This is a genomic window from Aurantiacibacter xanthus (assembly GCF_003584015.1).
Classification (GTDB): domain Bacteria; phylum Pseudomonadota; class Alphaproteobacteria; order Sphingomonadales; family Sphingomonadaceae; genus Alteraurantiacibacter; species Alteraurantiacibacter xanthus.
Map to the genome: position 1 here is coordinate 19256 of NZ_QXFM01000145.1, position 24222 is coordinate 43477.

Sequence of the window (24222 nt, forward strand, 5' to 3'; positions counted from 1 at the left end):
ATGCGATTTCCCCACCGTATTCTCGCCTCTGCCTGCCTTGCTCTGCTGACAAGCGCGTGCGCGACTTTCGGCACCAACATCGAAGGCGATTTCACCTGCCGAGCCCCCAAAGGCGACTGCGCGCCCAGCCATGTCATCGACGCCCGCGCAACCGGTGACATGACCGCAACCGGCTCGCTGGAGAACGACTATCCTGCGACCGTCCCGGTTGCTGCCGGTGATCAGGCCCGGACGTCCGAGCGAACGCTCAGGATCGTGTTTCCGGCCCATGTTGATGAGACCGGGACGCTGCACGATGATGCGGTCGCCTGGGCAGTCGTCGAAAATCCGCGTTGGGCCGCAGAACTGCGCCGCAAGGTTGGTGAGGACACCGCCCCGCCGCTGATGCGCCAGCTGCGCCGCAAGCTCAAAGCCGTACAGGCACAGACCGAGGAATCGGGCGAAACGCATCAAGGTGTCGCCGCCGAGCAGCCTGCCAAACAGCCCGAAGCCGAGACGTTCGATCTCGGACAGCCCTTTCAACCTTCATCCTCACTCGAGGACACCCCCTCTGCCTCGCCGCTGGTCCTCCCCTCCACGGCGCGCGAGGCCGTTGCCGGAGCGAAAGCCCCGGCGGTCGAGGGGTTCGACATGGCGCAGCCCCCGCATGATCGAGCCCCTCGGCCTTCTGCCGACAAGGCCCCGCTGATCTTCCCGACCATCGAGGCAATCGAGGCCGCGAAGAACGCCGCTCAGGCACAGAAGGAGCCCAAGTGATGGCCGAGAAACTGAAGACGATTGTCGACCGGCTCCTCACCGGACTTCTGGGCGATGCCGAACATGCCGAGCAGAGCCGCCCTGCCCTGATGCTCGATCTGCTGTCGGACTGGCTCCCTTACCGGGTCTATGATCCGGCGAGCCGGCTCTATTTCAACGCGCGATCAAAGGGCTTTGTCCTTGCTGTCACGCCGTTGATCGGTGCCGATGAGCGTACCGGCGAGATCCTTGGATCGTTCTTCTCCGAGGGCCTGCCACCCGGGGCCTGCCTCCAGGTGCTGCATCTCGCGTCTCCGCGCATCAGCCGGATCGTCGCTCCCTGGTTTGCGCCGCGCTATGTCCAGGGCGGCGTCTACGAGGCGATTGCCCGCCACCGCGCGCGTCGGCTTTACGGCCTCGTCTGGGAATCGGGTTCGCAGGACGCGCCGTTCCATGCGCGGCATCATCAGGTGATCGTTTCGGTCGGCGTGCCCGCTGCCAAAGCGGTGAGCAACGAGGATCTCAAGCAGACGCGCGACGGCCTCATCGCGATGCTGAAGTCGCTCAATCTGGGCGTTGCCGAAGTCGAGCCGCAGCAGCTGATTGCGATCATCGACGACCTGACCTCGCCGACGACCGCGCCGCAGGACGACGCTGTGCCCTATAATCCCAATGACGCGATCGCGGCGCAGGCGATCCGCCACGATATCGAACTCGTCATCCTGGAAGACCGGATGCGGCTCGTCACCGAGCGGTTTCGGGCAACGGGCAAGGTTGACGATGGGGTTCCTGAGATCGGCACGGTCTACCCCGACGCCTTCGATGTGCGGCATTTTTCCTCGCGCAACATGCCCCAGCGCTGGGCGCCGTGGGAGTGCGCGCGGCTCATCGGCGACATGTTCACCGACAAGCTGCGTTTCCCCTGCCCGGCCGCGACGATGCTGTGCCTCGTCTATCCTGACCAAGAGGCCGCTTCGGCCAAGGCCGGCTTCAAGTTCATGCGTACCACCAGCCTTGCGGGAACGCGCAGCGCACGGTTCCTGCCGCGGATCGGCGAGCAGGCCGCCGAATGGCAGCACGTCCAGTCCGAGCTGCAGGAGGGTCGCCGCCTCGTGCGGGTCTTCTATGGCCTGACGACCTATTCGCCGCTCGGCCGCGGTGACCGGGACGAACGCGCGATCAAGTCGATCTACAAGGCGGCAGGCTGGGACCTTGCCGACGAGCGCTACCTGCAAATCCAGGGTCTGCTGGCAGCCATGCCGATGACGCTGGCCGACGGGCTTGGCGCCGACATGGAGCGTCTCAAGCGCTTCAAGACCGTGCTCTCGACCACCGCCGCCAATATCGCGCCGATGCAGGGCGAATATCTTGGCAGCGTCCATCCGCATCTCCTGTTCGTGGGCCGGCGCGGCCAGCCCTTCTTCTGGTCGCCATTCGAGAACGAGGCCGGCAACCACAATGTCGCGATCTGCGGCAAGTCGGGCTCGGGCAAGTCGGTGCTGCTTCAGGAGATGTGCGCGGCGCTGCGCGGTGCGGGCGCGCAGGTCGTCGTCATCGACGACGGCCGCAGCTTCGAGCATTCGGTAAAGCTTCAGGGTGGCCGGTTCGTCGAGTTCACCATGAAGGCAGGCTTCTGTCTCAACCCGTTCTCGATGATTGATGGCGAGCGGGCAGCCGAAGACGAGGATTACCGGCTCGACTGCTTCGGCATGGTCAAGGCCATTGTTGGCCAGATGGCGCGGCACAGCGCGCAGCTCAACGATACCGAGCGCGGCCTGATCGACCGTGCGGTCAACATGGTCTGGAGCGACCAAGGCGTAGCAGCCTCGATCACTGGCGTCGGCGAAGCGCTGACCGGTCTTGGCAACGAGACAGCGAGCGATCTTGCGACCGCGCTCGCGCCCTACATGGCAGGCGGTACTTATGGCGCCTTCTTCGAAGGCCAGGCAAGCCTCGATCTCGACACCGACTTCACCGTCTTCGAAATGTCCGATCTCGCCACGCGCGAAGAACTGCGCGCGGTCGTGCTCTCGGCGATCATGTTCATGACCAGCCAGGCCATGACCCGCAGCCCGCGTTCGGTGAGGAAACTGCTCTTGATCGACGAGGCCTGGTCGATGCTCAAGGGCGGCTCGATGGGTGAGTTCGTCGAGACCTACGCCCGCACCTGCCGCAAATATGGCGGGGCGCTGGCGACCGCCACGCAGTCGCTCAACGACTATTACAAGTCGGACGGTGCGACCGCTGCGCTGGAAAACAGCGACTGGATGCTGATCCTTCAACAGAAGCCCGAGACGATCGCCGATTTCAAGGCGTCGAAGCGGCTCGACATGGATGATCGCACCGAGACCCTGATCCGCAGCCTGAAGCGCTCGGGCAGCGACTATTCCGAAGTCTTCATCAAGGGACCGGAAACCGAAGCCATCGGCCGGCTCGTGCTCGACGACTATTCAGCGACGCTGTTCTCGAGCTCTCCCCAGACCTTTGCCGCGATCGATGCCGAGATCGCGCGCGGCCATCAGCTTGCAGACGCGATCGAACTGATCGCCTTTGCCAATCGAACCTGACTTCTCCCTCCATCCAAGGACACCCAGAACCGATGCCACTCCATCTCGTCACGCCGATCGACCAGGCCGAGGACGCCCGTGCCGACAGCGACAGCCTCGACCTGCCCGCCAAGGGCTGGCGCTCGCATGCCGCCGACCTCTGCTACATCGTGCTTCGCGGCAGCACCTTCCTCGCCTCGAGCTACCTCATGGCGCTCGGGCTCCCGCTGCTCTTCTTCCTTCTGATCTCGGGCGGCGATGCCGGGGTTTTCTTTGCGCATCTCGCCAATATTTCGGACCGGTTCCTCGGCGCCGAGCAAGGCCGCCAGATCGGATTCCTCGACGAGTTCAAGTTCGTCCTCATCGGTGTCGCGACGCTCGTCGTGGTCTGGCGCCTGCCGCGCTTCATCAACGATCTCGAGCGCGAACTCTCGGGAGAAAAGCTGTGAAGAACATATTGGCAACACAGTCCCTGCGCGGCCGCATGGGTGCGGTGAACTGGACCGCCGTCGCGCTCGGTTTGAGCATGGTCGGCTCGGCGCTCTGGGGCGTCTGGGCGACCGACAAGCTGCTCGCGCTCGACAAGCGCGACGTGGTGACCGTGCAGCTGAGCCGTATCATGGGCGACTTCATCGAAGCCGAGGCGCGCGCAGGCCGACCGCCTGAAGAAACCAAGATGCGCGTCCAGGCCTACCTCCAGGCGGTCGAAGCCTCCGTCGAACATCTCGGCCGCGAGGGCCGCACAGTGCTTGTCGCCGAAGCGGTGGTGGCCGGCAGCACGCCTGATCTCACCGAAGCCGTGCGCGCCGATGTCGCTCGCCGCGTGGGAGCCATTCCCGATGCGCGCCGCTGATCTTGTCCTCCACTCGCCAACCGGGCGGCGCCTCGCGTTGTGGACAGGGCTTGGCGCGGCCGCGCTCGCGCTCACCTCGCTCGCCGCCTTCTCGAAGGACCACGCGCTGATGATCAACGCCAGTCCGAGCCTGCCTTACTGGGCGATCTGGCTCGATCGCGGCGCGCTGCCCCAGCGCGGCGAGATCATCCTGTTCGATCCGCCCGCCTCGCCGCTGCTCGAAAGGCACTTCGGCAAGAAGCCCAAGCCGTTCGGCAAGAAGGTGAGCGGCATGCCCGGCGATGTCGTGATCGAGAAGGATCGCAGCTTCTTTGTCAATGGCCGCAAGGTCGCGGTAGCCAAGCGGGCAAGCCGTTTCGGCGAGCCGCTGGCGCTCGGTCCGACAGGCGTGGTGCCTCAAGGCTGCTATTTCGTCAGCACCGCGCACAAGGACGGTTTCGACAGCCGCTATGCGGCAATCGGGTGGATCTGCGCCAAGCGCATTCTCGGGGTCGGGAGGCCGATCCTGTGACACCGCTGCGCGCCGCCCCATTCCTCGTAGCCGGTCTTCTTTTGGCCGCGCCGGCAAGCGCCCGCGACTACGGCCAGCAAGGCACGGTCTGGTCGGTGATCGAGCCTGACCTGCTCGAGCAAATCCATGCGCGTCTCACCCATCTCGAGAAGACCGGCGAGACGGCCAAGCTCAATGAGGAGCTGAAGCGGCGCACGATCGCGCGCGTCAACCGCCCCGAGCCAGTCGCGGGGATGAACGCCGCAGCGGCAGCACGCAGCTGGCGTTTCGATCCGACGATCAGCGTCGAGCGTGACATTGCCGATGACAAGGGACGGGTGATCGTTGCGGCCGGGACCCGGGTCAATCCGCTCGACACCGTGCCGCTGCGGGTGCCGCTGGTCTTTCTCGATGGCGATGATCCCAAGCAGCTTGCCTGGGCGACCCGGCGCTATGCCAGCACCAAGGCCAAGCTCATCCTCGTGCGCGGTGCACCGCTGGAACTCATGAAGGCCCGCCAGCGCCGCTTCTATTTCGACCAAGGCGGCAGCCTCGTGAAGCACTTCGGCATCCGCGCCGTGCCCGCCACGGTCGAGCAGCAGGGCCGCATCCTCATCATCACCGAGCAGCCTGTCCGGCCCAAGGAGCGCGCACCGTCATGAGAACAAAGTCTCCCCTATCTACATGGCTATGCAGTGCGATCTTCTTTCTCGGTCTCATGCTCGCTGCGGCTGCGCCCGCACAGGCATCGGCAGGCCCGGGCCGCTGCACGGGCAAGTTCGTCAATCCGATCACCGACATCTGCTGGTCGTGCCTGTTTCCGATCTCGATCGGCGGCCTGAAGATCTGGCCCTCGAGCCGACCCGATACGAGCAACCCGGCGCTTCCCGTTTGCCTCTGCGGATTGCGGCCGGGCATCGCCATGGGCTTCTGGGAGCCGGTGCGGCTTGCCGACGTCAGCATGAAGCCCTGGTGCTTCGTCAATCTCGGCGGGATGAAGCTCGATCCGGGATTCGACATCGGCTTCAAGTCGATGGCGGGACCTTCGGCCGTCGGCGGCGCGACGCAGTACAATTCGCAGTGGCATGTCCACTGGTATGCCTATCCGCTGATCTACTGGATGGAGATCGTTGCCGATTTCCTGTGCCTGGAACAGGGCTCGGTCGACATCCTCTATATCACCGAGATCGATCCGCTCTGGCAGGACAGCGAGCTCACCGCGATCATCAATCCCGAAGCGGTGCTCTTCGCCAATCCCTTGGCGCTTGCGGCCTGCGCGGCCGATTGCGTGGCGGCAACGGCCAAGCTGCCGACCGATGAACTGTTCTGGTGTGCCGGATGCCAGGGCAGCATGTATCCCTTGAACGGCAATGTCTCGGCGACGATCGGGCACGTCCAGGCATCGCGGCTCGCCCTCGCCCGCTTCTCTTACAAGCTGCACCGCGAACTCGTCGCCTGGGGCACGATGGGCAGCAAGGGGCTCTGCGGCAAGTATCTGATGCCGGTGATGAGGAAGCAGCAGTACCGCTTCCAGGCCACCAATCCCAATCCGCAGACCAAGGGCCGCTACGCCTGCGCGCCTATTGGCGCCTCCACCACCTTTATGTCGGCAGGTCAGGTCTATCCCGCCATCGGCGAGGACATGGGCTATCTGGTCTGGCGCAAACGGAACTGCTGTGCGCTATGAAGATATTTCCTCATCTCCTTGTAATCGCGTCGATCACTGGCACTGCCATCATGGCAGGGGCTGCGGCGCAAACGAGCGAACCAGAGATCGACCTGGAGGACATCCGTGCGCGCGCCAAAGTCGAGGCGAGCGAAGCCGATGCGCTGGCTGCCAATGCCCGCACCCGGGCCGAAGCGATGCTCAGGCAAGCCAATGACAGCGCGGCGGCAGCCGAGGCCCATGGCAGACGCTACACCGAGCAGTCCGCCCAGTCCGCCAAGTCGAACAGCGAGGATGTTTTCGATTTCGACAAGATGGTCGCCGATGCGGGGACCATGGCCAGCGAGAACCTGGGTGAAGCGCCGCGCTTCATCGCTTTTGCCTCGCTCTCCATGCCGCCGGCTGCCTTGCGGGCCATGGCGGACGATGTCGCCAAGGCTGGCGGCGTCGTTGTGCTGCGCGGCCTGCCGGGTGGCAGCGCCAAGATCCTTACGGCTGCGCTGGCGAAAATCGCCGATGACGGCGGGGCGCTCGACGCAGTCGGCATCGACCCGCGCCTGTTCCGCGCATTCGGGATCGAGGCGGTGCCCACTTATGTCGTGACCAGCAGCGATTTCGACCTGTGCGATGGCTTCGATTGCCGGACGCAGGTTCCGTCTCACGACCGGATGAGTGGCAATGTCAGCGTGTCCTATGCGCTCGAAACCTTCGCGCAGGGCGGCGGCCCCGGCGCGCTGCTCGCTTCCCAGCACCTTTCCCGCTTGCAGCGGAGTACACAATGAAGCGGCTTCTCCTCCCCCTGCTATGCCTCGCCTGCGCATCCCTTTCGTCAGGTGCTTTGGCCCAGACCACGACCGAGGCCGCCAAAGCCGACGGCAAGGCCTTCGGACGCGACAAGGCGGCCGACGCGCAAGGCGCGGCAACGACCGAACCGGACGCAAACCGGATACCCAATTTCGGGAGCGTGCCCAGCCAGTCGGGCTATTTCGACGATCCCGACTGGATAGCGCGGGAAGCGGCAAGCCAGGCCACCGCAAATACCGGATACCGGACCATGCGCGATTCCATGGATCGCCGAGCGCAGTTCGCGCCCCAGGACCTCGACGCGGTCGTCGCGCGCAGCAATATCATCAGCGATGATCCGCTCTCCTACACGAGCGGGATGAGCATCAGCGGCAGCCAGAGTCGCTGCGTCCCTCTCCCTCCCGGAAGCGGCACGGCGGCGCGCTACATGGCGACCTGCAACGTTGGCTATACAGCGACGCAGGAAACGCGCAGCTGCGCTATCCCGCTGCGCGCCGCTGCACGAACGGTTACCGACTATCTCTATTACTGTCCGCGTTTCGATCCCGAATGCACGATCTATGACCTCCCATATTGTCGGCGAAGCGGCAGTCATCCTGGACCGTGCTTGCAGGGTTACAAGGATGGCTGGGGCTTTCATTGCACCGAACCAGGTGATCCGATCGATGAATACACTTGCTCGCAAACCGTCGCGGGTCAGCGCATCATCCAAACGAGTTCCAGAATCGAATTCTCGACGAGCCGCGATGAAAGCCAATGCGCTGGCCTCGCCGCGGACAGTTCCTGCCAGCAGGACACCGAGACCTGCACCGACAGCGATCCGGTCACCCGGATCGTCGATGGCATCGCGGTCACCCAGCCTTGCTGGGCATGGGCTCGCAGCTACACCTGCGCCCAGTTCACCGAGGCGCAGGATTGCCAGACCCTCGAGAACACGTCCGGCTGCTCGCTCGTGCGCGAGGACTGCCTTTCGGGTGAGCCCTGTCGGACCTGGGAGCGGGTCTACGATTGCCCGGTCCCAGACCAGCCTGCCGATACCAGCCAGTTCATCTGCGACGGCGACGTCTATTGCATCGATGGCTCGTGCGAGACGATCGAGCGCGAGGCCAATGACGAGTTCAAGGATGCGGTTGTCGCGCTCAACGCGATGGACCAGGCGCGGCGCGAGTTCGATCCTGACACACTCACCCTGTTCAGGGGCACGCGGAACACCTGCTCATCCAAAGTCTTCGGCGTGCTCAATTGCTGCAAGGGCAAGGGGTTTCCGCTGATCCCGGGCATCCAGCTGCTCGTTGCACTGGGCTGCAGCCGCGAAGAGATCCTGCTCCACCAACGCGATGCGCAGGGCCTGTGCGCCTATGTCGGGACCTATTGCTCGGACAGCTTCCTCGGCGTCTGCCTGACCAAGAAGAAGGTCTATTGCTGCTTTGAATCCAAGCTCTCACGGATTCTACAGGAACAGGGCCGCCAGCAGCTGAACAAGCCCTGGGGCAAGCCCAAGACCGAGCAATGCCTGGGCTTCACCATTGAAGAGTTTTCGCGGCTCGATCTCTCGAAGATGGATTTCAGCGAAGTCTACGCCGAGTTCACCGATGCTGCCCGCCTGCCCGACGAGCTTCAGGCCGCCACCGAAATCCAACAAAAAATCGAGGACTACTATGCCCGCGCCAGCCAATAAGGCCGCCTGGCGGCTGCTTGCCGCCTGCCTCACCCTTAGCCTTGTGCCGAGTGCCTTCAGCACTTCGGCGCAGGCTCAGGAACCGCCCCTCGTCACAACCAGCGACCGGCAGGACAGCTTCTACTGCGAGGAGCGAAAGCTTGGATACTGGTTCTACTGCTCGAAGCCCAGGCCGCCCGAAATGGAAGTCGAAGCACCGGCGGTCACGCCAAGCGCGACCAGCCAGCTCGACGCCATCACGGCAAATCTGCGCGAACTGAAAGCCAAGGCTATCCTCGAGCCCACACCGGCCAATGTGACGGCCTATATCCGATTCCAGCGCGCCCAGCTCGATCGGGCATCGTTGTTCAGCGATGTTTGGCAGCGGGCAATCTGGCAGGATCCTGATCTCGACTACACGCTCCAGCGTCCGGTCTCGACGCTCGGCAAGCGTCAATGGCAGGACACGCGCAGCGCTGAGCGCAATGCGGTCATGGCGCAGCTCTCGGAGCGCTACGGACTGTTCTATTTCTTCGCGCAAAGCTGCGGCGCCTGCGAAGTCATGTCCCCGATCGTCCAGAGCGTAGCTTCGACCTGGCACATCACCGTGCGCGCAATCTCGACCGATGGCGGGCCCTCGCGCCATTTCCCGAACTACACGGTCGAGACCAACCAGCGCAGCCGGATGGGGCTCGAGCCCAAGGTCACGCCGGCGGTCGTGCTCTGGGACGCCGCCAAGGGCCAGCCCATCCCGATCGGCTACGGCGTGATGAGCGCCGACGAGCTTCAGGACCGCATTTACCTCCTCACATCGAAGGAAGCCGGACGTGACTACTAGGATGAAACGTGCCGTCGCCGCGATCCTCGCGGCCACCCTGCCCCTTACCAGTGCATCGGCCGATGTCGGCAGTTCGATGGACTCGTTCCTCAACGATGTCGGCGGCGCTGCGAATATCAATGGGCCGACCGCATTCGAAGGCCAGTCGGCCGGATACTACAGCCTCGGCAATGTCTGGACGCGCTTTCCTCAGAAGACGACCAACATCGCCAACCTGCAACTGCCGCGCGCCCGTGCGGGGTGCGGCGGTATCGACATTTTTGCCGGGTCCTTCAGCTTCATCAACGCGAGCGAGATCGTCGCGATGCTGAAGGCGGTGGCCAACAATGCGGTCGGCTTCGCTTTCAGCCTGGCGATCGACACGGTCTGCCCGGAATGCTCGAAGATCATGCAGGAGTTCAGCCAGAAGGCTCAGCTCATGAACAACCTCAACATCAACTCCTGCGAGATGGCGCAGGGGCTGGTGGGCGGCATCTGGCCCAAGGGCGATCTGGCCGACAAGGCGATCTGCGAGGCGATCGGCAATTCGGAAGGCATCTTTACCGACTATGCCGCCGCCAAGCATGGCTGCGGAACCAAGGGCCAGCGTTCGAGCACCACGGCGCAAGGCGCAGGCAAATATGACGACGTCAATCCTGCCGTGGCGAGGAACTACACCTGGACGATCCTCAAGAAATCCGCGTTCTTCTCGCCAAATGGCACCTTTGACGAGGAACTTGCCGAATATGCGATGACGCTGCTCGGCACGATAATCTACGTGCCCCCAACGGACGATGAGCCGGGCAAGTTTGTGCCGATCGTTGGGGAAGCGTCCTCGACGCTGGTTACTTCACTGCTCGATGGAACGAGCAACGGGAACGTCCTGATCTTCGACTGCGACGAGCCGGACAAGTGCCTCGATCCCGGCTTCAAGTCGCTCAGCCTTCCCGCATCAAAGGCGCTGCGCCCGCGCGTTGCGGCCCTGATCGCCGGCATGATCCAGGCAATCAATGACGACACCGCGATCACCGACGCGCAGAAGGAGCTGCTCCAGGTGGCTTCGATCCCGCTTTACAAGATCCTGACGGTCCAGGCGGCCTATGGCCGCGGGATGCCAACCGACGATCGCGAGACGCTGGCGGAGATCGCCAGCGTCGACCTGCTGTTCGCGGTCCTCGACCGGATCGTCAGCGAGGCGGGTCGCTCGATGTCGAGCTTTATCGGCGCGGACGAAGCCAAGATCGCGATGTGGCAGGGCCAGGTGAATGTCGTTCGGCAGGCACTCGCCGACAGGCAGGCGAACACGCACCTCAAGGTCAACGCCATCATGCAGATCATCGAGAAGACCGCGTTCATCGAGAACGTGCTCGCCGCCTCGATGTCGCCGGGCATGGCCGCCTCGCTCGACTGGTCGCGCGGCGTGCAGTCGCGCGCCCTTACCCACTGATCCCTTTCAGCGCGCCGAAAGCGGCGGGAGCCCAGCATCATGGTCGAGATTTTCACGGTTGGCGGCGGCGACTACCTGGTCAATGTCTTTCAGGCGGTCGCCGCCTGGACGGGCAATGGGGGCTACAAGAGCCTTCTGCAGGTCGTCATGGTCATGGGGCTCGGCCTCTCCGCAATTACGTTGGCCTTCAATCAGGACTGGCGGGCCTGGATCAACTGGTTCCTTGGTGCGACACTGATCTATTCGTGCCTGATGGTGCCGCGGCTCGACGTCCATGTGACCGACCGGCTAAACCCCAGTCTCGCCCCTGCCAATGTCAGCAATGTGCCGCTGGGGCTTGCACTGATGGCGAGCTTCACGAGCCAGGTCGGCGACTATCTGACTGGCTCTGCCGAGGTGGTGTTCGGGATGCCGGGCGATCTCAACTACTCGAAGAATGGCATGATCTACGGCGCGCGGCTCTACGATGCCACGCGGTCCTTGCGCATTTCCGACCCGGAATTTGCCGCCAATCTCGATGAGCATTTCCGGCAATGCGTGTTCTACGACGTGCTGCTTGGCCGCTATTCAATGAAGGAACTCGCCGAATCGGGCGATATCTGGGCGACCATTGCCCCCGGCAGCCAGGCGCGGGCCCAGCGCTTCCTGACCCGCGATGCGGGGACTGGACAGGTAACATCCAACATCATCACCTGCCGTGAGGCCTATGATGCGCTGAACACGCAGTGGGCCGGACTGATCGACGCAATGGGCACGGTATTCGGGCGCCAGCTCTATCCCAACCAGACTGCCGCCCTCGCCAAGGCCAAGCTCTTTGCCGACCTGCCAGTGGCCTACCAGTATCTCAGTGGAGTCTCCGCGAATGCAACCGAGATCTTCAAGCAAACGCTGACGATCAACGCGATGAGCCAGGCCATGCATTCGATGGCGGCGACGAGCGGCGCGGGCAATGTCGATGTCTACGCTCAGACGCGCGCAGATATTCAGACCGAGCGGACCTATGGTTCGATCGCCAGCAACGCGATGAAGTGGGTGCCGCTCCTCAATGTCGTGCTGACCGTGCTCTTTTACGCCCTGTTTCCGGTCCTCTTCCCGCTGTTCCTGCTGCCCAAGACCGGGCCGCTGGCACTCAAAGGCTATGTGACAGGTTTCTTCTACCTGGCAGCATGGGGGCCGCTGTTCGTGATTCTGCACATGATGCTGATGTACAAAGGCGCCGCGGACATGAGCGCGGTTGCCGGTGGCAATGGTCTCAGTCTTGCAAGCTTCACCGGCATGGCCGATGTGAACAGCGATATCGGGCTGCTTGCAGGCTATCTCATCGCCTCGGTGCCGTTTCTGGCAGGCGGCGTTGCCAAGGGCGCCATGGCGATTTCACACCATGCGACTAGCTATCTCAATCCGAGCCAGAACGCGGCCGAGGAAGCGGCGCGCGAGGCGAGCACGGGCAACGTCTCGCTGGGCAATACCAGCTTCGAGAATTCGAGCGTTCTGACGCGCCAGTTCGCACAAGGGACGATCGCGCCAAGCTTCACTTATGGCGCGGCGCAGACCCGCACATTCAGCGACACGGGCTCGATGACGACGAGTTTCCCTGAAGCCAGCTATGACCAGCTTCCGAACTCGAGCTATCCCTTCACGCCCAGCCTCGGACAGGAGTTCACCTCGCGCCTGTCGACGATGGCATCGCAGGCCCGCTCGAACAGCGAGAGCTATGCGAACATTGCGACGGAATCGACCACCAGCGCGGTCACGAAGTTCCGGGAGCTGCGCAGCCAATTCAGCCGCGGATCGGCTTTCGAGAGCGCAACCGGCACATCGAACTCCGACAGCATCCAGACCGCCTTCAGCGAGGTCGACCAGGCGTCCACCAACCTGCAGCGTCAGTTCGGCCTATCACGAAAGGCCGCTGACGACATTACTGTTGCCTGGTTCCTTAACGGCGAGGCCGGCGCCAGCGCTGGTGTGACGAATGGTGTGGCTTCCGCGAATATCGGAGCGAAGGGTGGGCGAAACCAATCGTGGACTGACAGCGACATCGGCATCGCATCCGAAGACCGCTCACGCATCTTCGGGAGCCTCGCGCAGATGTCGGACAGTCGGAACTGGTCGAGCACGCGCGATGGATTTGTTCGCAGCGTCAGCACCTCGTCGAGTTCCTCGATTTCGTCGACCGCGAGTGGCATGAACGCTTCGCTGACCGAGGCCCAGAGTTACAGTCGCGAAGCACGGCGGGCTGAGGAACTGGCGAACCGCCTCGAAAGCCAGGCATCGTTCTTTGAAGGTAACAGCGCCGCAGGCAGCCTAAACTTGTCACAGGCCTACCGCGAATGGGGTTTGGTCGAAATTGAACGCAATCGCGACTTCTACGGCAATGTCCGCTTCGACGACCTGTCCTTCCAGCTCAGCCCGGAAGGTCAGGCGCTGCAGGGCAAATTCATCGAAAGCTACGCGGAACAGCTGCGCGACGGAATCGAGGAGAGGCTCGTACTGACGCCAGGACAGCCAATCTCGCGCCCTTCGGTGACAGGACCCGAATCTATCCGTGGTCGTGCCCAAATTGGTGGAGGGGGTTCAGGAACCGTGCCGCAGGTGGACCCGGGCAATGTTCACGACGAAGTGCTGCGCGCTCAGGATGCCGGTCGCCAGCGGATCCGCGGATCCAGAGGACGTCTGGACGAGGTTACCAAAGGAGCGCATGGAGCAAGCGCGGAAGCAGCCGATGACGTCAAGGAATGGTAGAGTTTCAGCCCTTCAAGACATCCCAGTAGAGGACAAAGGAGGCGAAAATCGCGAGAACTAGAAATACCGCGATTGTGAGTTTCCGTCCCCAAGGATCGGCCCAGGACTTCTTGATCCGATACTCCATCAGACGATTGTCATGGATCGCCTGATCGATCTCAGACAGCCCTTCCCACTTGCGGGGTCCGCGCGTCTCTGCATTCTCAATGTCGAAATTCGTCATGATCGCGTTCACATTGCTTCTCCTTGGAACATAGCGAAAACAATGGCTCAAAGACAGCGGAAACTCGCGCCCTCGCGCTCGTGTGCCACACGCGCGCCTTTACTCTGCGATGACTGCGTGCGGCGACAATCCGCTCGATCAGCTTGTGGCAACGAAATTTGAGTAAGCGGACATTGGCACTACCAGTCCTACTGTGAGCGACGCGCCGCAGTTTCTGTCGAGTAACGATCAACTACGTGACATCTGAAATCAAAGTAAGCGGTGTCCCGCTGCCGTCATCACACGCGCCTCGCGACCCCAACGGGGGGCGCCCACCATGGTCGCCCCGTTCCCATTAGCCGTCATCATTATGATAGGTCCAACGCTAGCTTTATCGCGGCTCGCTCATCCGAAGCATGGATTCCATGCAGTCTGCCGTTTTTCCAACTCCATACAGTGAAGCCGAGCTTCCCGACTTTGTTGATCTGGCCGGAGGGTAATGCTTCGGCCTCGCCTTCGGAAATGAGTCTCAGCACAACCTTTGCAGGCTCGCCGAGAGTATCAATATCAAAAAGCTTGCCAACGCTCGCTTCAGCCAAAAGATGATCGCCCTTTGTATCGATAGCGATGACGGTCTTATCTACCCAGACGAGAAAATCGGGCCAGTAGGTAGATGACGACGCTAAATCCAAAAGGGGGATGTAAAATCCACTGTTTCGCGGATTTCGCGCCCATACTCGCTGGGTGCGGTCAAGCGCGCGACAAAAGCGTAGTTCAAGTGGATTTAGCCCAGAATATTTCGCGTGCAGTGATTTACTAAAATCGGTCGCATCGCGAAGATCGATTGCCACCGGGCCCACTGAATAGGGTGCATCAAAATCATTTTGAAAGATTCGAGAATGGGCAATGTAAGCTTCTACAACTGACCTAGCCACGGATCGGACATGATCCGCCGCAGGGCTAGTTAGCTCAATCATCGCATCAAATTTTGGCAACTCGATATCGACAAGATTGACGGGGCCACCAGCACGCCGTAGCGCGCCGGCATAGAGCCTTTGAAGTTCTCGCCTAAATATTGATCGTACGGTGACGCGATTGCTATGCTCTACTTCAATCCATTCAAAAGATGACTCTGCTCCAGCTCCAATTTCCTGAAGGACTAGCATACGGCTTCCTTGACCCACCGTGTTTGGGCCACCAGCGGAAAAGTCCATCATCTTGTTTATAAGGTTGGCGATCGGGTCCTTCGCCTTTGCAGAGTGAATGCCAATTGTCGGGACCGTGCGAGGTGGCTCCGGATGCACCTTCTCCATAACCCTGCCGGTGCTATCAGACTTAATCAGCAGCGACACCGCAGGATGCTCTGACACAAGCTGACGACGAATATCATCAAGAATTTCATCAAAGACACCGCGTTCGTCTGTGCGGATATAAAAGTGTGCGGTGTTTAGGACAGGATTTGTATAGTGTTCTGCGCCAGGCTGACGAAGAACACGACCGATGACCTGCGTTATTTGTCTTGGTGACGCCATTTCTTTATCAATATAGGCAAATCCACAAGTTGGATCGTCCCAGCCTTCTTGCAGGCCAAGGTTGAAGATGATGTGTTCAAAATCGCCTTCAATGAAGTCAGTGTAATCCTTATCACCACCAGACAGAACCCGCATCCCCTTGGGGGCTGGAGCATCTTTGGTAAACTTTAACTGACTGTATATGACGATCTTCGACGGATCGATTTTCGCATTTTCTACAAGATGCCGCCAAATAAGAATAGGGCGAGCCTGCCTCTCATTAAATGGTCGCTTCGTATCCTCAGCTATCGGAACTCCATCAACAGTATTTGTGCTGCAAACGTATATTGCCTTTGGTTTGTATGGAGCCGGGAGTAGCGCGGCGGCAGCTCTAGCTTCCGCCATGTCCGACAGCATAGCATCAACGGCCGTTTCCATGGGAGTGACATAACCGCCAATGGCAATTCGCTCTTTCACCAGTCCTGCCGAGACGACATCTTTGCTGGCTACTGCCGTTGTAAACTGACTATCCTGCCAGCCTCGATCAGTGCGTAGGCGGGTAATGGTGTTCTCCAGACGGGATGGAAGCGTCATCGTCGCGCTTGCGGCGATCAGTCCGTCAGGTGACAGCTCTAATAGCCTGCGCGTCTGGAGGTCCGATAGATTATGCCCTTCGTCATAAACCACAATTAGCGGACGTCGCGCGCCGCTCGCCGCCCGCCTACGCTTTAGCAGCTCCCACAGGGAATCAGTGGCTAAATCAAGCTGCGCCTCAAAGACCTTACGATCCCCGCCCTCTTCATCCTCGACTGCAAATTTGCCGACTGTCGCTACTAAAAGTACCGGACGTGTTGAATCCTCCAGATCCGATGGTGCAACCTGAAGGAGAGGCTTAACAGTAAAGCCCGGAAGATTATCGGCATATTTCCCGGCCGAAAGATTGGAATACGCTTGAGATACAACGATCTTTCCCTTTGAAACCCAAAGGACAATTGGCTGTATAGGCAGACGATCACGAATCTGGGATACGGCGTCAGCAAGAATAAGTGTCTTACCGCTGCCGGTAATCGATACTAGGGTTTGAATGAAAGGCACGGTTGTGGTTCTATCAACCATGAGTGGATTGATAGCGTACTCTGCAAAGCGCTCTGCAATAGAGGAAGCCGCCCGCTCCTGAAACCCGAAAAGCTCCACTTATTCCGTCCCTTCTGGGTTATTAAATTCATCGTTCTCATTAAGGCCAAGATGAGCCAAGATGCGATCGGGAATTTTCCAGAACCTTACGTTAGGGGACTGGAACGTCTCGTACCGCGCATAGACGTGGTACGGCGTTTTCACCCCAGCGCGCTTTCCTTCTGTCACGACAGTTTTATACGTATCCAAATCGAGGGAGCCGACTGGACCGCCGTTATCCCAGATCAGAAAATAGCCTTCGCCGTCATCGTCCGTTCCAATCAGGTATTGATAATCTGCGTTATCAAAAACGCTGAGATTTGGTGCGCTTCGGCGTTGGTTTTCCCAATGCGAAGTCAGCACTATATCAATCAGTTCATTTCGCTGCATTGACAGCACAGTTTTCGCATCAATAGTCTTTGTGAGAAGGCGATATTCAAAGCCGCCGCCCAAGGGTTCCGCCTTTGCGTTATTCGGCCTTTCTCCGGTGACAGCGTTACGCAGTCGTTTCCAAGTCAGGGTCCGGGCGTACTTATCACCATTTTCAGGTGCGCCTTGTTCGATAAGGATGAAGCGGCGAGCAGCGTCTTGCTCTGCGTTCATCTCAAGGACCGCATGACCGGTCGAACCAGACCCGGCATATGGGTCCATAACCAGACCGCCATCGGGACACCAAATCTGGATAATCTTCTTCAATAGGCGGAGCGGCTTGACGGTATCGAAGCCGTGATCGCGTCCTACTACCTCGTCTAATTCGCGCTTGGCGAGATCGGTGTGGCCTGATTCAGCATGGGGCCACGTGACCGACCCGATGTCGACCGGGGCGCCGTATTGGTCCTCGTCCCAGAACGTCGTTGGAACCTTTCCCTCTTTGATCCGATCGACATAGGTCTTTAGCCGAGGCCGCCCATGGCCGGGCCGCCGGCTCTTGTCATCGCGGAAATAGAGGCTTGGCCAGTTGCCAGCATTGCGACGTGCAAGGGCGCGCTCCGCTGCCTTGATAACGGCTGGATCGTTGGACGGATCATAATTCTCTAGTGTGACGCCCGAACCCTTAATAACGAGGGCTTTACCACGACCGTCCCCTAAGTCCTTTTCGACATAAGGCGATCCCCACTCCGCCAAGTATGCTTTGGCCTCAGTTTTCGTAAAGTTGACCCAGTGCGATCGGGCTTCGGGTAGCAGCCCGTCGAAGCGGTATTCGCCATTGGGATAGTGAAGGTTCCCGGTTACTGGCGATTGGATGGCATAAGCGGTATCCTTCCGGTGCTGGCGCGCAGTCGGATCGCTTGGAATCCAATCGCCATTCGGATCACTATCAAGGTTCTTAATCGATCCACGATCAAAGTCGACGCGGCCAGTGCGAGAACGCGACTTATCCTTGGCATATACGAGGACGTATTCCGTGGTTTTTGATACAGTCTTAGCATCGTTCTTGGGAGAGTATGCCTTCTGCCAGTTGATTATGCCGAGCCGGTTTTCCTCACCAAAGACCTCGTCCATCATCATCCCAAGATGGTACAGCTCGTTGTCATCAATACAGACGGCAATGACGCCAGATGGCTTGAGCATCAACTTCATCACCTGAAGTCGTGGCATCATTGCTTTTATCCACTTAGTGTGGCGGGACCCATCTTCCTTGGCGACCAATGTGCCAAGCTCAGGGTCATTTGGATCGCTATCCCACCGGTCATTATATCGAAAATACTGACCCGTATTGTAAGGGGGGTCAGTTAGGATCAGATCGACCTCACCGCGATATTTGTAGAGCGTGACCATAGCTTGAAGGTTTTCACCCTCAATCAACAGGTTCCTCGCCTGATCTGCTGCGGGGCCAACATGCAGCTTCGCTTCTCGCCGGGTCACACGCGGCCTGACGCGGCGGGCAATCTCCATAGCTGTACGCTTGCCGTGAAAACTCAGAGCCACCCCATTCGTGAGCAAACCCCGCACCATTCGTTCTAGGTCATCGCGATCAAGCTTCGCTAGCTCTCTGCCCAACTCATCGGCCTGCGGTATCGACATTAATGCGCGCCCTATTCATCTCTCAAGTGCGGCCCGTCTGCCGCCAGAATGTTCCTAGTGTGTTCCGCCTTTGTCGGCAATGCCCCGCCCTGATTTGATCTTCTAGACAGACAATCCGGCTCTTGGCTAGGAGCACATTTCGCTCATAGTCGACTATCGCTGGACCTTCGAAACACGTGCCGATTCCGGCCAGCTTCGCCCGCTGCAGAGCCATAATCGTTTGTCGCAGCGTGCCGTTATGAACTCCGTTCTTTTATCGGTTGTCATTTGGTATGCACCTCCAATCACCAATGCAGACTGACGCTGGCGGACAATTTCACCGATAGACCATCGCGTGCAAGTACGTCGGGCTTTGTCAGACGGTTCTGAAGACATGAAATACCGCGTCGTGGGCGGAAGAAGCGAGAACTCAGTCCCTTTCCGCTAGAAATTGCCTGACCCTCTGCTGCGTCTTACGCCTCGGCTGCCGTCCCTCGCGCAGGTCTTGAACGAACCGGGGGTCTCCGACCGCGTCCCTCCCAAACATGCTAGCCTTCGTACCGCTTCGCGCCAAATAGCCCTCAATCTGCTCCAGGAGTTCCATCGCCTTCGACTCGCTTTCCGCTTGCGTTCTTGTTATGTTCTTATTAGGAAGGCTTCCTAGAGTCTAGGATCGAATTTCCTAGACGGATGCGATAGGACCCGCAGCGATGGAAGATGCACGCAAAGCACTGGACGATCTGATCCAGCAACGAGGCTGTAATTACTCCTCGATTTCTCGCCTTCTTGGACGCAACGCGGCCTACATCCAGCAATACATCCGTCGCGGCAGTCCCCGGCAACTGGACGAGCAGGACCGCTCCGTGCTCGCCCGCTTCTTCGGTGTAGACGAGAAGATCCTCGGTGCGCCCGAACGGCGATCCGGCCCAGTCGTCGAACTGGTCCATGTCCCGGTTCTCGATGTCGAAGCCTCGGCAGGGCACGGCGCTTTGGCCGAAATGGAATCCAAATGCGCCCAGTTCGGATTCGACGAGAAGTGGCTGCGCCGTCTGACCGCAAGCAAGGCAACGAGCCTTTCGATCATCGCCGTGCACGGGGATTCGATGGAGCCGACCTTGCATGACGGCGATGAAGTCATGGTTGACCTGAATGATGGACAGTCGCGGCTGCGCGACGGGATCTATGTGCTGCGCATGGATGACATGCTCAGCGTCAAGAGGGTCGCTATCGAACCGCAGGGCAAGCGGGTTTCTGTACTCAGCGACAATCCGGCCTATCCTAGCTGGCGCGGTCTGGAGAAGCGGACGATCAATATTGTCGGCCGCGTGCTTTGGTTCGGCCGCGCGCTGCGCTAGGTAGCGAACCCATGCTTGCGCTTCTTGCTGCCTCGATCGTCGCTGCCGGCCAGACCTTTACCTGCACGCCCACGCATGTCTGGGATGGCGACGGGCCCATATGGTGCGCCGAAGGCCCCCATGTCCGCATTGCAGGAATCGCCGCGCGCGAAATGGACGGGACATGCCGGACCAACCAGCCCTGCCCCGACGCGTCGGCTATCGAAGCGCGCGACGCGCTCGTCGATCTTCTTGGTGGCCCTCGCGGTACCATCTCGACAAGGCACGTCGTGGTTCGTGGACCGAGATTGACGTGCCGGTCGGAAGGTTCGGCAGGCGGCAACCGGACGGCTGCCTGGTGCCGACTACCGAACGGAGCCAATCTCTCCTGCGCGATGATCCAGACACGCACAGTGCTGCGCTGGGATCGCTACTGGAAAGGGCCTGCATGCCGCTAGGCCCGGAACTCTGTCTGACAGGCCGTCTTGCCGAAGGCCCCTTCGGACTTGAACTGCATTCGGGCGGCGGGGTGTGGGAGCTCGACACCGGGCGTGGAGCACGCCGGTTGCTTGGATGCGAAGTGGAAGTCTGCGGACGCCGCGGCGGTTTCAATGAGCTCATCTGCGATCAGATCTGGCCAGCAGGACAACCCCGCCCTCCTCGCTCCAAATTTGATATCGAACTACTCTTGGCATGCAGTGTCGTGGGCTACGGTTTGATCGCGTTCTTCCTCGGCTTCTTTGGACGTCTCGGCTGATGCTGAGCGATTGGGAACTCTGGGCCTGTGCCAACCAGGTCCTGAAGACCCACGGTGAGAATGCACCGCTTCATGTCGCCGAGCAGATCGGCGCGCTGGCGCTTGCACAGGACGAGGTGGGCATCGCCACCTGGAAAGCCATTGCCAAACGCGTGGCGGAGCTGATGGGCAAGGAAGGCCCGACCCAGCTTCAATAAACCAGAACTGCCTCAGCCAAGTCACAACAGCGGTTAGCCTATCGGCGATAGATCGCCCGGAAAGAGAGTGGGCTGAGAGCTCCTGCCCGCATTCCCCTCTCTCTCGATCTCCAAACCCTGCATGCGTTCGACCAGATGGCGCGCGAGATCGACACGAGCATTGCGCTGGGTTCGAGGATCGTCAGCGCCGAGCCCGATAAGCGTTGCCTCGGACGCAACCGCAAGCGCGACTTCGATATGCGTGAACAGGATTTCATCGGCGATTCGGGACATGGCCGCCATGAGAACAAAAACAGAACTAACAGTCAACCGGTGCCATATGAACCCATGCGGATAGACGCTGCGTCAGATTCCGATTTCGAAGGGCTTGGTGATCGAGCGATCAAGTTCGGGCGGCTCGCGAGCCGGTTCTTGCGAACGATCAGGCGCCTTGCCCTTCGCCTGGCCCGTTGCTGCCGCATCGCGCAGCTGATTGACCGTTTCGAGCGCCGAGCGCTTCATTCCCGGATTGCGCTCAACGGCTGCTTCGAGCTTGCCCGCATTGTCGACAAACAGGGTCAGACCGTCGCGCAGACGGGTTATTGTGACGAGGAATGTCTGCTGGTTGGCAAGATTGCGTTCGCGGCTGTCCATGACGGCAATCCCGCGGTCAGAGGTCAAGCCCTGCGCCATATGCGCATTGAGCGCGTAGGCGAGATCAAGACGCTCGAGCATGGGGTCGCCTAGCCCCAGCCGGTGTTCGGCGCCAAGCGAGGTTTTCACCGTGACACCCTTCGCATCAACCGCCACGATGCGCGCCTGATCGGCGTTGAGCAGGCCGCGCTTGTGATCGGTCGCCGTCCAGCGGATGCGGTCGCCATCGTGGATTTCGAGCGGGCGAACCTCAAACAGGCGCAGCGGATCCTGATCACCCTGCGGCCGCATCTGGCCTGGCCGGAATTCAAAGCGCTTGCCCCGCTCGTTCCGCAGCATCACGCGTTCGCGGGTGGGATCGGCTTCGATCACCTCATAGCGCCCTCTCTGAAGGCCCTGCCCCCGTTGCCGGCGGTCGACTTCGAGCACCATGCCGGCCGCAAAGCTGCGCGCATAGCGCATTTCCTCACGCGTCAGATTGACGCGCGACAGCACATTGAGACGCAAGGAACCCGGCCCCAACTCCCCATTGGCTTTGAGCCCAATCTGGACAGCGTCATTCACCTGTCCGCGCAAGTTGCGACCCGACGCATAGATCGCGGTGACCTCGCGCTCGACCGGCGATAGCGAGAGCCAGGCCGCCGCAGCATCGACGGCGGCTGTATTTCCCGACGCGACGACATGCGGACCAAGATGCCGCAAGGCCTCATCGATATGTCCGCCCTGGGCTGCATATTGAGCGTCGCGCAGTGCCTTCTCGCGCGCCCGAAGATTGGTGTTCATGACGGCGATTTCGACGCCTGCCTTCTGCATGACATCGAAAGGTTTGCCCGCATCGACAGCGCCCAATTGCTTACGGTCCCCGATGCTCGCGAAGCGGTCGAGCTGGAGCAGGTTGGCGAGGCGCACGAGCTTTTCCTTGTCGGCATTGCCGACCATCGAGGCTTCGTCGAGCAGCACCGTGGTGCCGCGCAGAGACGCGCGGGCTTCGGCAAGCCTCGCCTGGTCCGCTCCTTCCAGAAGGCCCTGATGTTGGTGTAAAAAGCGCGCAACCGTCATCGAGGGTATGCCGGTGTCACGCTCGAGCATCTGCACGAGCGTGTTCTGGACTGCGAGCCCGAGCACGGACTTGCCTTCCTCGCGCAAGATGTCTGCAACGGGTTTGAGAACGGTACTCTTGCCGGCGCCAGCTACGCCTTGGATCGCGACAATCCGGTTGTGGGAGGCGAGAAGCAGGCGCCCTGCCCCTTCCTGGCCGTGGTTCAATGTCAGGCCGTATTTGAGCTGGGAGAGCGCCTGAAGGCGCTCTCCGGCTACATCAGCTTCGACCACGGCTATGCCATGTCCCCGTCCGCTTTCGACGGCCGCAATGATGCGCTGTTCGAGCCCGATCGCATCGCGGGTTGTGACAAGATTCCGATCTGCGCCCCTGCCTTTTTGCAGGTGGCCTTGGCGCAGCAATTGGTCGACGCGGTGTTCGATGTCGGTGAGCGTGGTGGGCAAGGCAAAGCCAAGCGCTGAGCGATAAATCTCGGTCCGCGAGAAGGCCGCGTCGCGTTCGCCCAAGTGCCGGATCGCCGATGCAACCGCATGAACCGCCGCGATCTGCTCGGGCGTCCGGCGCCCCATGTCGCGAGGCACAAGCGGGTCGCCCTCACGCAGCCCCAGACGCTCCGCGAAGGTCGCAGCCAGAAGGCGCGCCCGCTGGCCGATCGATCGCACCAAATTTCCAATTCCGGAGACGGAGCCAATGTCGGTGGCGGCCCGTGCATTGGCCTGCGCAATGACAAGTCTCGGATCAAAGTCCAGCTGCGCGGCTGCCTCACGCCATTGGCTCACGAGAGCCTGGCGGTCTGCCACTGGCCCTTTGTCGGCGCGGGTCATCAGATTGGCCGCGTTACGCGCAGCGAGGCCCTTGCTCTCCATCGTCGAAAGCTTGTCGAGGATCTCGGCGCGGCGCGAACTGAAGGCATCACGCACGGGTTTAGGAACGCCCACCGCTTCGAAATTGCCATGCTTGCCGTATTCCCCAACCTGGTAGCCGAGCTTTTCGACCGCCAGGCGGAAGCGCGCCATGGTCATGGCATTGAGCAGCGTGTTGTGCTCCCAGAGCTTGTCGTTTCTCAGCGCTCGCCATTTGCCATCGGGTCCCTGGGTGACATTGGCAATCACGGCGTGAAAGTGCGCGTTGGGCTCCTGATTGCGGTTGGTATCGTGTTGGAAAAGACCGATCACAAAATTGCGTGTCGCGACCACTCGCTCCTTACCTCGGACATCCATGCGGGTTTCGGCGAGATTTTTCTCGGCCCAGGCCAGCGTCTCGCGGACGGCAGCGCCATAGGCATCGAGGATACGCCTGTCGCCGCCGACGAGGGCAAGGATGGACCAGCTCTTGGGCATCGAGAATGTGAGGTCAGTGCCAGCGCGATGGGCCCTGTTGTCGGTCCCGACACGGCTTCCATCGGGCAGCCTGCCCTTGAGCACGGCCTCGAACTGCGAGGCTTCGATAACGCCTCGCAGTCCAAGCGTCTCCGCGCCTTTACCAAGCCATTGACCCGACCTCTCGGCATCGGCGCGGGTGTAGTAATTGTCGGCGGCAAAGTAGTTGGCAGCGCCGCCAGCAGTGCGGACATTGGCTACAGAGAGCATCAGGT

21 protein-coding genes are annotated in these 24222 nt (G+C 60.7%); 16 read left to right on the plus strand and 5 right to left on the minus strand.

The features are described from left to right. Genes D2V17_RS20345 through D2V17_RS20400 form a run of 12 tightly spaced genes read left to right on the plus strand, consistent with a single transcriptional unit; the run spans position 1 to position 13757 of the window. Positions 1-756, plus strand: a complete 756-nt coding sequence (locus tag D2V17_RS20345; protein ID WP_119594970.1) for a TraV family lipoprotein — start codon at positions 1-3, stop codon at positions 754-756. Further along, positions 756-3302 carry a type IV secretion system protein TraC gene (gene traC, locus D2V17_RS20350; protein WP_119594971.1) on the plus strand — a complete coding sequence of 849 codons (2547 nt, stop codon included), beginning with the start codon at positions 756-758 and terminating at the stop codon, positions 3300-3302. The genes D2V17_RS20345 and traC overlap by 1 nt, the downstream gene beginning before the upstream one ends. A 32-nt stretch (positions 3303-3334) precedes the next feature. Continuing rightward, a complete protein-coding gene (locus tag D2V17_RS20355) occupies positions 3335-3730 on the plus strand; it encodes a hypothetical protein (protein ID WP_119594972.1) in 396 nt (131 codons plus the stop codon). Between the two features lie 8 nt (positions 3731-3738). Next, a complete protein-coding gene (locus D2V17_RS20360; protein WP_245978841.1) occupies positions 3739-4134 on the plus strand; it encodes a TrbI F-type domain-containing protein in 396 nt (131 codons plus the stop codon). Then, entirely contained in the window at positions 4121-4645 is a 525-nt protein-coding gene (locus D2V17_RS20365; RefSeq protein ID WP_119594974.1) for a S26 family signal peptidase, read from the plus strand. Before D2V17_RS20360 ends, D2V17_RS20365 begins: the two co-directional genes overlap by 14 nt. Then, the gene (gene traW, locus D2V17_RS20370; RefSeq protein ID WP_191229331.1) at positions 4642-5286 is read left to right on the plus strand and encodes a type-F conjugative transfer system protein TraW; all 645 of its coding nucleotides are present in this window, start codon (positions 4642-4644) and stop codon (positions 5284-5286) included. The genes D2V17_RS20365 and traW overlap by 4 nt, the downstream gene beginning before the upstream one ends. Beyond that, the gene (traU, locus tag D2V17_RS20375; protein WP_119594975.1) at positions 5283-6311 is read left to right on the plus strand and encodes a conjugal transfer pilus assembly protein TraU; all 1029 of its coding nucleotides are present in this window, start codon (positions 5283-5285) and stop codon (positions 6309-6311) included. The genes traW and traU overlap by 4 nt, the downstream gene beginning before the upstream one ends. A 50-nt stretch (positions 6312-6361) precedes the next feature. Further along, positions 6362-7072 carry a type-F conjugative transfer system pilin assembly protein TrbC gene (trbC, locus tag D2V17_RS20380; protein WP_119595019.1) on the plus strand — a complete coding sequence of 237 codons (711 nt, stop codon included), beginning with the start codon at positions 6362-6364 and terminating at the stop codon, positions 7070-7072. Then, entirely contained in the window at positions 7069-8772 is a 1704-nt protein-coding gene (locus D2V17_RS20385) for a conjugal transfer protein TraN (RefSeq protein WP_119594976.1), read from the plus strand. Before trbC ends, D2V17_RS20385 begins: the two co-directional genes overlap by 4 nt. Continuing rightward, positions 8753-9589, plus strand: a complete 837-nt coding sequence (locus D2V17_RS20390; protein ID WP_067184712.1) for a conjugal transfer protein TraF — start codon at positions 8753-8755, stop codon at positions 9587-9589. The genes D2V17_RS20385 and D2V17_RS20390 overlap by 20 nt, the downstream gene beginning before the upstream one ends. A gap of 1 nt (position 9590) precedes the next feature. Beyond that, positions 9591-11015, plus strand: a complete 1425-nt coding sequence (locus tag D2V17_RS20395) for a conjugal transfer protein TraH (protein ID WP_119594977.1) — start codon at positions 9591-9593, stop codon at positions 11013-11015. 39 nt (positions 11016-11054) lie between these two features. Further along, on the plus strand, positions 11055-13757 hold the full coding sequence (locus D2V17_RS20400) for a conjugal transfer protein TraG N-terminal domain-containing protein (protein WP_119594978.1): 2703 nt from the start codon (positions 11055-11057) through the stop codon (positions 13755-13757). A gap of 4 nt (positions 13758-13761) precedes the next feature. Here the strand turns inward: D2V17_RS20400 and D2V17_RS20405 are convergent, their stop codons facing one another. From D2V17_RS20405 to D2V17_RS20415, 3 genes are all read right to left on the minus strand, one after another. Continuing rightward, positions 13762-13992, minus strand: a complete 231-nt coding sequence (locus D2V17_RS20405) for a hypothetical protein (protein WP_119594979.1) — start codon at positions 13990-13992, stop codon at positions 13762-13764. Positions 13993-14327: 335 nt separating this feature from the next. Further along, positions 14328-16664 (minus strand): DEAD/DEAH box helicase family protein, encoded by a 2337-nt coding sequence (locus D2V17_RS20410; protein WP_119594980.1) that lies wholly within the window; start codon positions 16662-16664, stop codon positions 14328-14330. Next, a complete protein-coding gene (locus D2V17_RS20415; protein ID WP_119594981.1) occupies positions 16665-18668 on the minus strand; it encodes a site-specific DNA-methyltransferase in 2004 nt (667 codons plus the stop codon). 689 nt (positions 18669-19357) lie between these two features. Here D2V17_RS20415 and D2V17_RS20420 point away from each other — a divergent pair. The 4 genes from D2V17_RS20420 to D2V17_RS20435 are packed head-to-tail and all read left to right on the plus strand — an operon-like array spanning position 19358 to position 20935. Next, entirely contained in the window at positions 19358-20002 is a 645-nt protein-coding gene (locus D2V17_RS20420) for a S24 family peptidase (RefSeq protein WP_007011047.1), read from the plus strand. Between the two features lie 11 nt (positions 20003-20013). Then, positions 20014-20439: a thermonuclease family protein gene (locus D2V17_RS21860; RefSeq protein WP_119595020.1), complete on the plus strand. Its 426-nt coding sequence runs from the start codon at positions 20014-20016 to the stop codon at positions 20437-20439. Then, positions 20430-20738 carry a DUF5818 domain-containing protein gene (locus tag D2V17_RS21620; RefSeq protein ID WP_220474174.1) on the plus strand — a complete coding sequence of 103 codons (309 nt, stop codon included), beginning with the start codon at positions 20430-20432 and terminating at the stop codon, positions 20736-20738. Before D2V17_RS21860 ends, D2V17_RS21620 begins: the two co-directional genes overlap by 10 nt. Beyond that, positions 20738-20935 carry a DUF6961 family protein gene (locus D2V17_RS20435; RefSeq protein ID WP_119594982.1) on the plus strand — a complete coding sequence of 66 codons (198 nt, stop codon included), beginning with the start codon at positions 20738-20740 and terminating at the stop codon, positions 20933-20935. Before D2V17_RS21620 ends, D2V17_RS20435 begins: the two co-directional genes overlap by 1 nt. A 33-nt stretch (positions 20936-20968) precedes the next feature. Here D2V17_RS20435 and D2V17_RS20440 read toward each other — a convergent pair whose 3' ends face one another. Together D2V17_RS20440 and mobF are read right to left on the minus strand one after the other, a co-directional pair. Further along, a complete protein-coding gene (locus tag D2V17_RS20440) occupies positions 20969-21217 on the minus strand; it encodes a hypothetical protein (protein WP_245978843.1) in 249 nt (82 codons plus the stop codon). Positions 21218-21280: 63 nt separating this feature from the next. Continuing rightward, complete coding sequence (gene mobF / locus D2V17_RS20445) at positions 21281-24217, minus strand: MobF family relaxase (RefSeq protein ID WP_119594983.1); 2937 nt, start codon at positions 24215-24217, stop codon at positions 21281-21283. Between the last annotated feature and the right edge of the window lie 5 nt (positions 24218-24222).

Excerpts from the sequence above, each read along its gene's own strand:
- D2V17_RS20400 (WP_119594978.1), top strand. The coding sequence starts at position 11,055 with ATGGTCGAGATTTTCACGGTTGGCGGCGGCGACTACCTGGTCAATGTC.
- D2V17_RS20390 (WP_067184712.1), top strand. The coding sequence starts at position 8,753 with ATGCCCGCGCCAGCCAATAAGGCCGCCTGGCGGCTGCTTGCCGCCTGC.
- D2V17_RS20395 (WP_119594977.1), top strand. The coding sequence starts at position 9,591 with ATGAAACGTGCCGTCGCCGCGATCCTCGCGGCCACCCTGCCCCTTACC.
- D2V17_RS20365 (WP_119594974.1), top strand. The coding sequence starts at position 4,121 with ATGCGCGCCGCTGATCTTGTCCTCCACTCGCCAACCGGGCGGCGCCTC.
- D2V17_RS20385 (WP_119594976.1), top strand. The coding sequence starts at position 7,069 with ATGAAGCGGCTTCTCCTCCCCCTGCTATGCCTCGCCTGCGCATCCCTT.
- traC (WP_119594971.1), top strand. The coding sequence starts at position 756 with ATGGCCGAGAAACTGAAGACGATTGTCGACCGGCTCCTCACCGGACTT.
- D2V17_RS20440 (WP_245978843.1), bottom strand. The coding sequence starts at position 21,217 with ATGGCGGCCATGTCCCGAATCGCCGATGAAATCCTGTTCACGCATATC.
- trbC (WP_119595019.1), top strand. The coding sequence starts at position 6,362 with ATGGCAGGGGCTGCGGCGCAAACGAGCGAACCAGAGATCGACCTGGAG.
- D2V17_RS20355 (WP_119594972.1), top strand. The coding sequence starts at position 3,335 with ATGCCACTCCATCTCGTCACGCCGATCGACCAGGCCGAGGACGCCCGT.
- D2V17_RS21860 (WP_119595020.1), top strand. The coding sequence starts at position 20,014 with ATGCTTGCGCTTCTTGCTGCCTCGATCGTCGCTGCCGGCCAGACCTTT.
- D2V17_RS21620 (WP_220474174.1), top strand. The coding sequence starts at position 20,430 with ATGCCGCTAGGCCCGGAACTCTGTCTGACAGGCCGTCTTGCCGAAGGC.
- D2V17_RS20435 (WP_119594982.1), top strand. The coding sequence starts at position 20,738 with ATGCTGAGCGATTGGGAACTCTGGGCCTGTGCCAACCAGGTCCTGAAG.
- traU (WP_119594975.1), top strand. The coding sequence starts at position 5,283 with ATGAGAACAAAGTCTCCCCTATCTACATGGCTATGCAGTGCGATCTTC.
- D2V17_RS20420 (WP_007011047.1), top strand. The coding sequence starts at position 19,358 with ATGGAAGATGCACGCAAAGCACTGGACGATCTGATCCAGCAACGAGGC.
- D2V17_RS20415 (WP_119594981.1), bottom strand. The coding sequence starts at position 18,668 with ATGTCGATACCGCAGGCCGATGAGTTGGGCAGAGAGCTAGCGAAGCTT.
- mobF (WP_119594983.1), bottom strand. The coding sequence starts at position 24,217 with ATGCTCTCTGTAGCCAATGTCCGCACTGCTGGCGGCGCTGCCAACTAC.
- D2V17_RS20345 (WP_119594970.1), top strand. The coding sequence starts at position 1 with ATGCGATTTCCCCACCGTATTCTCGCCTCTGCCTGCCTTGCTCTGCTG.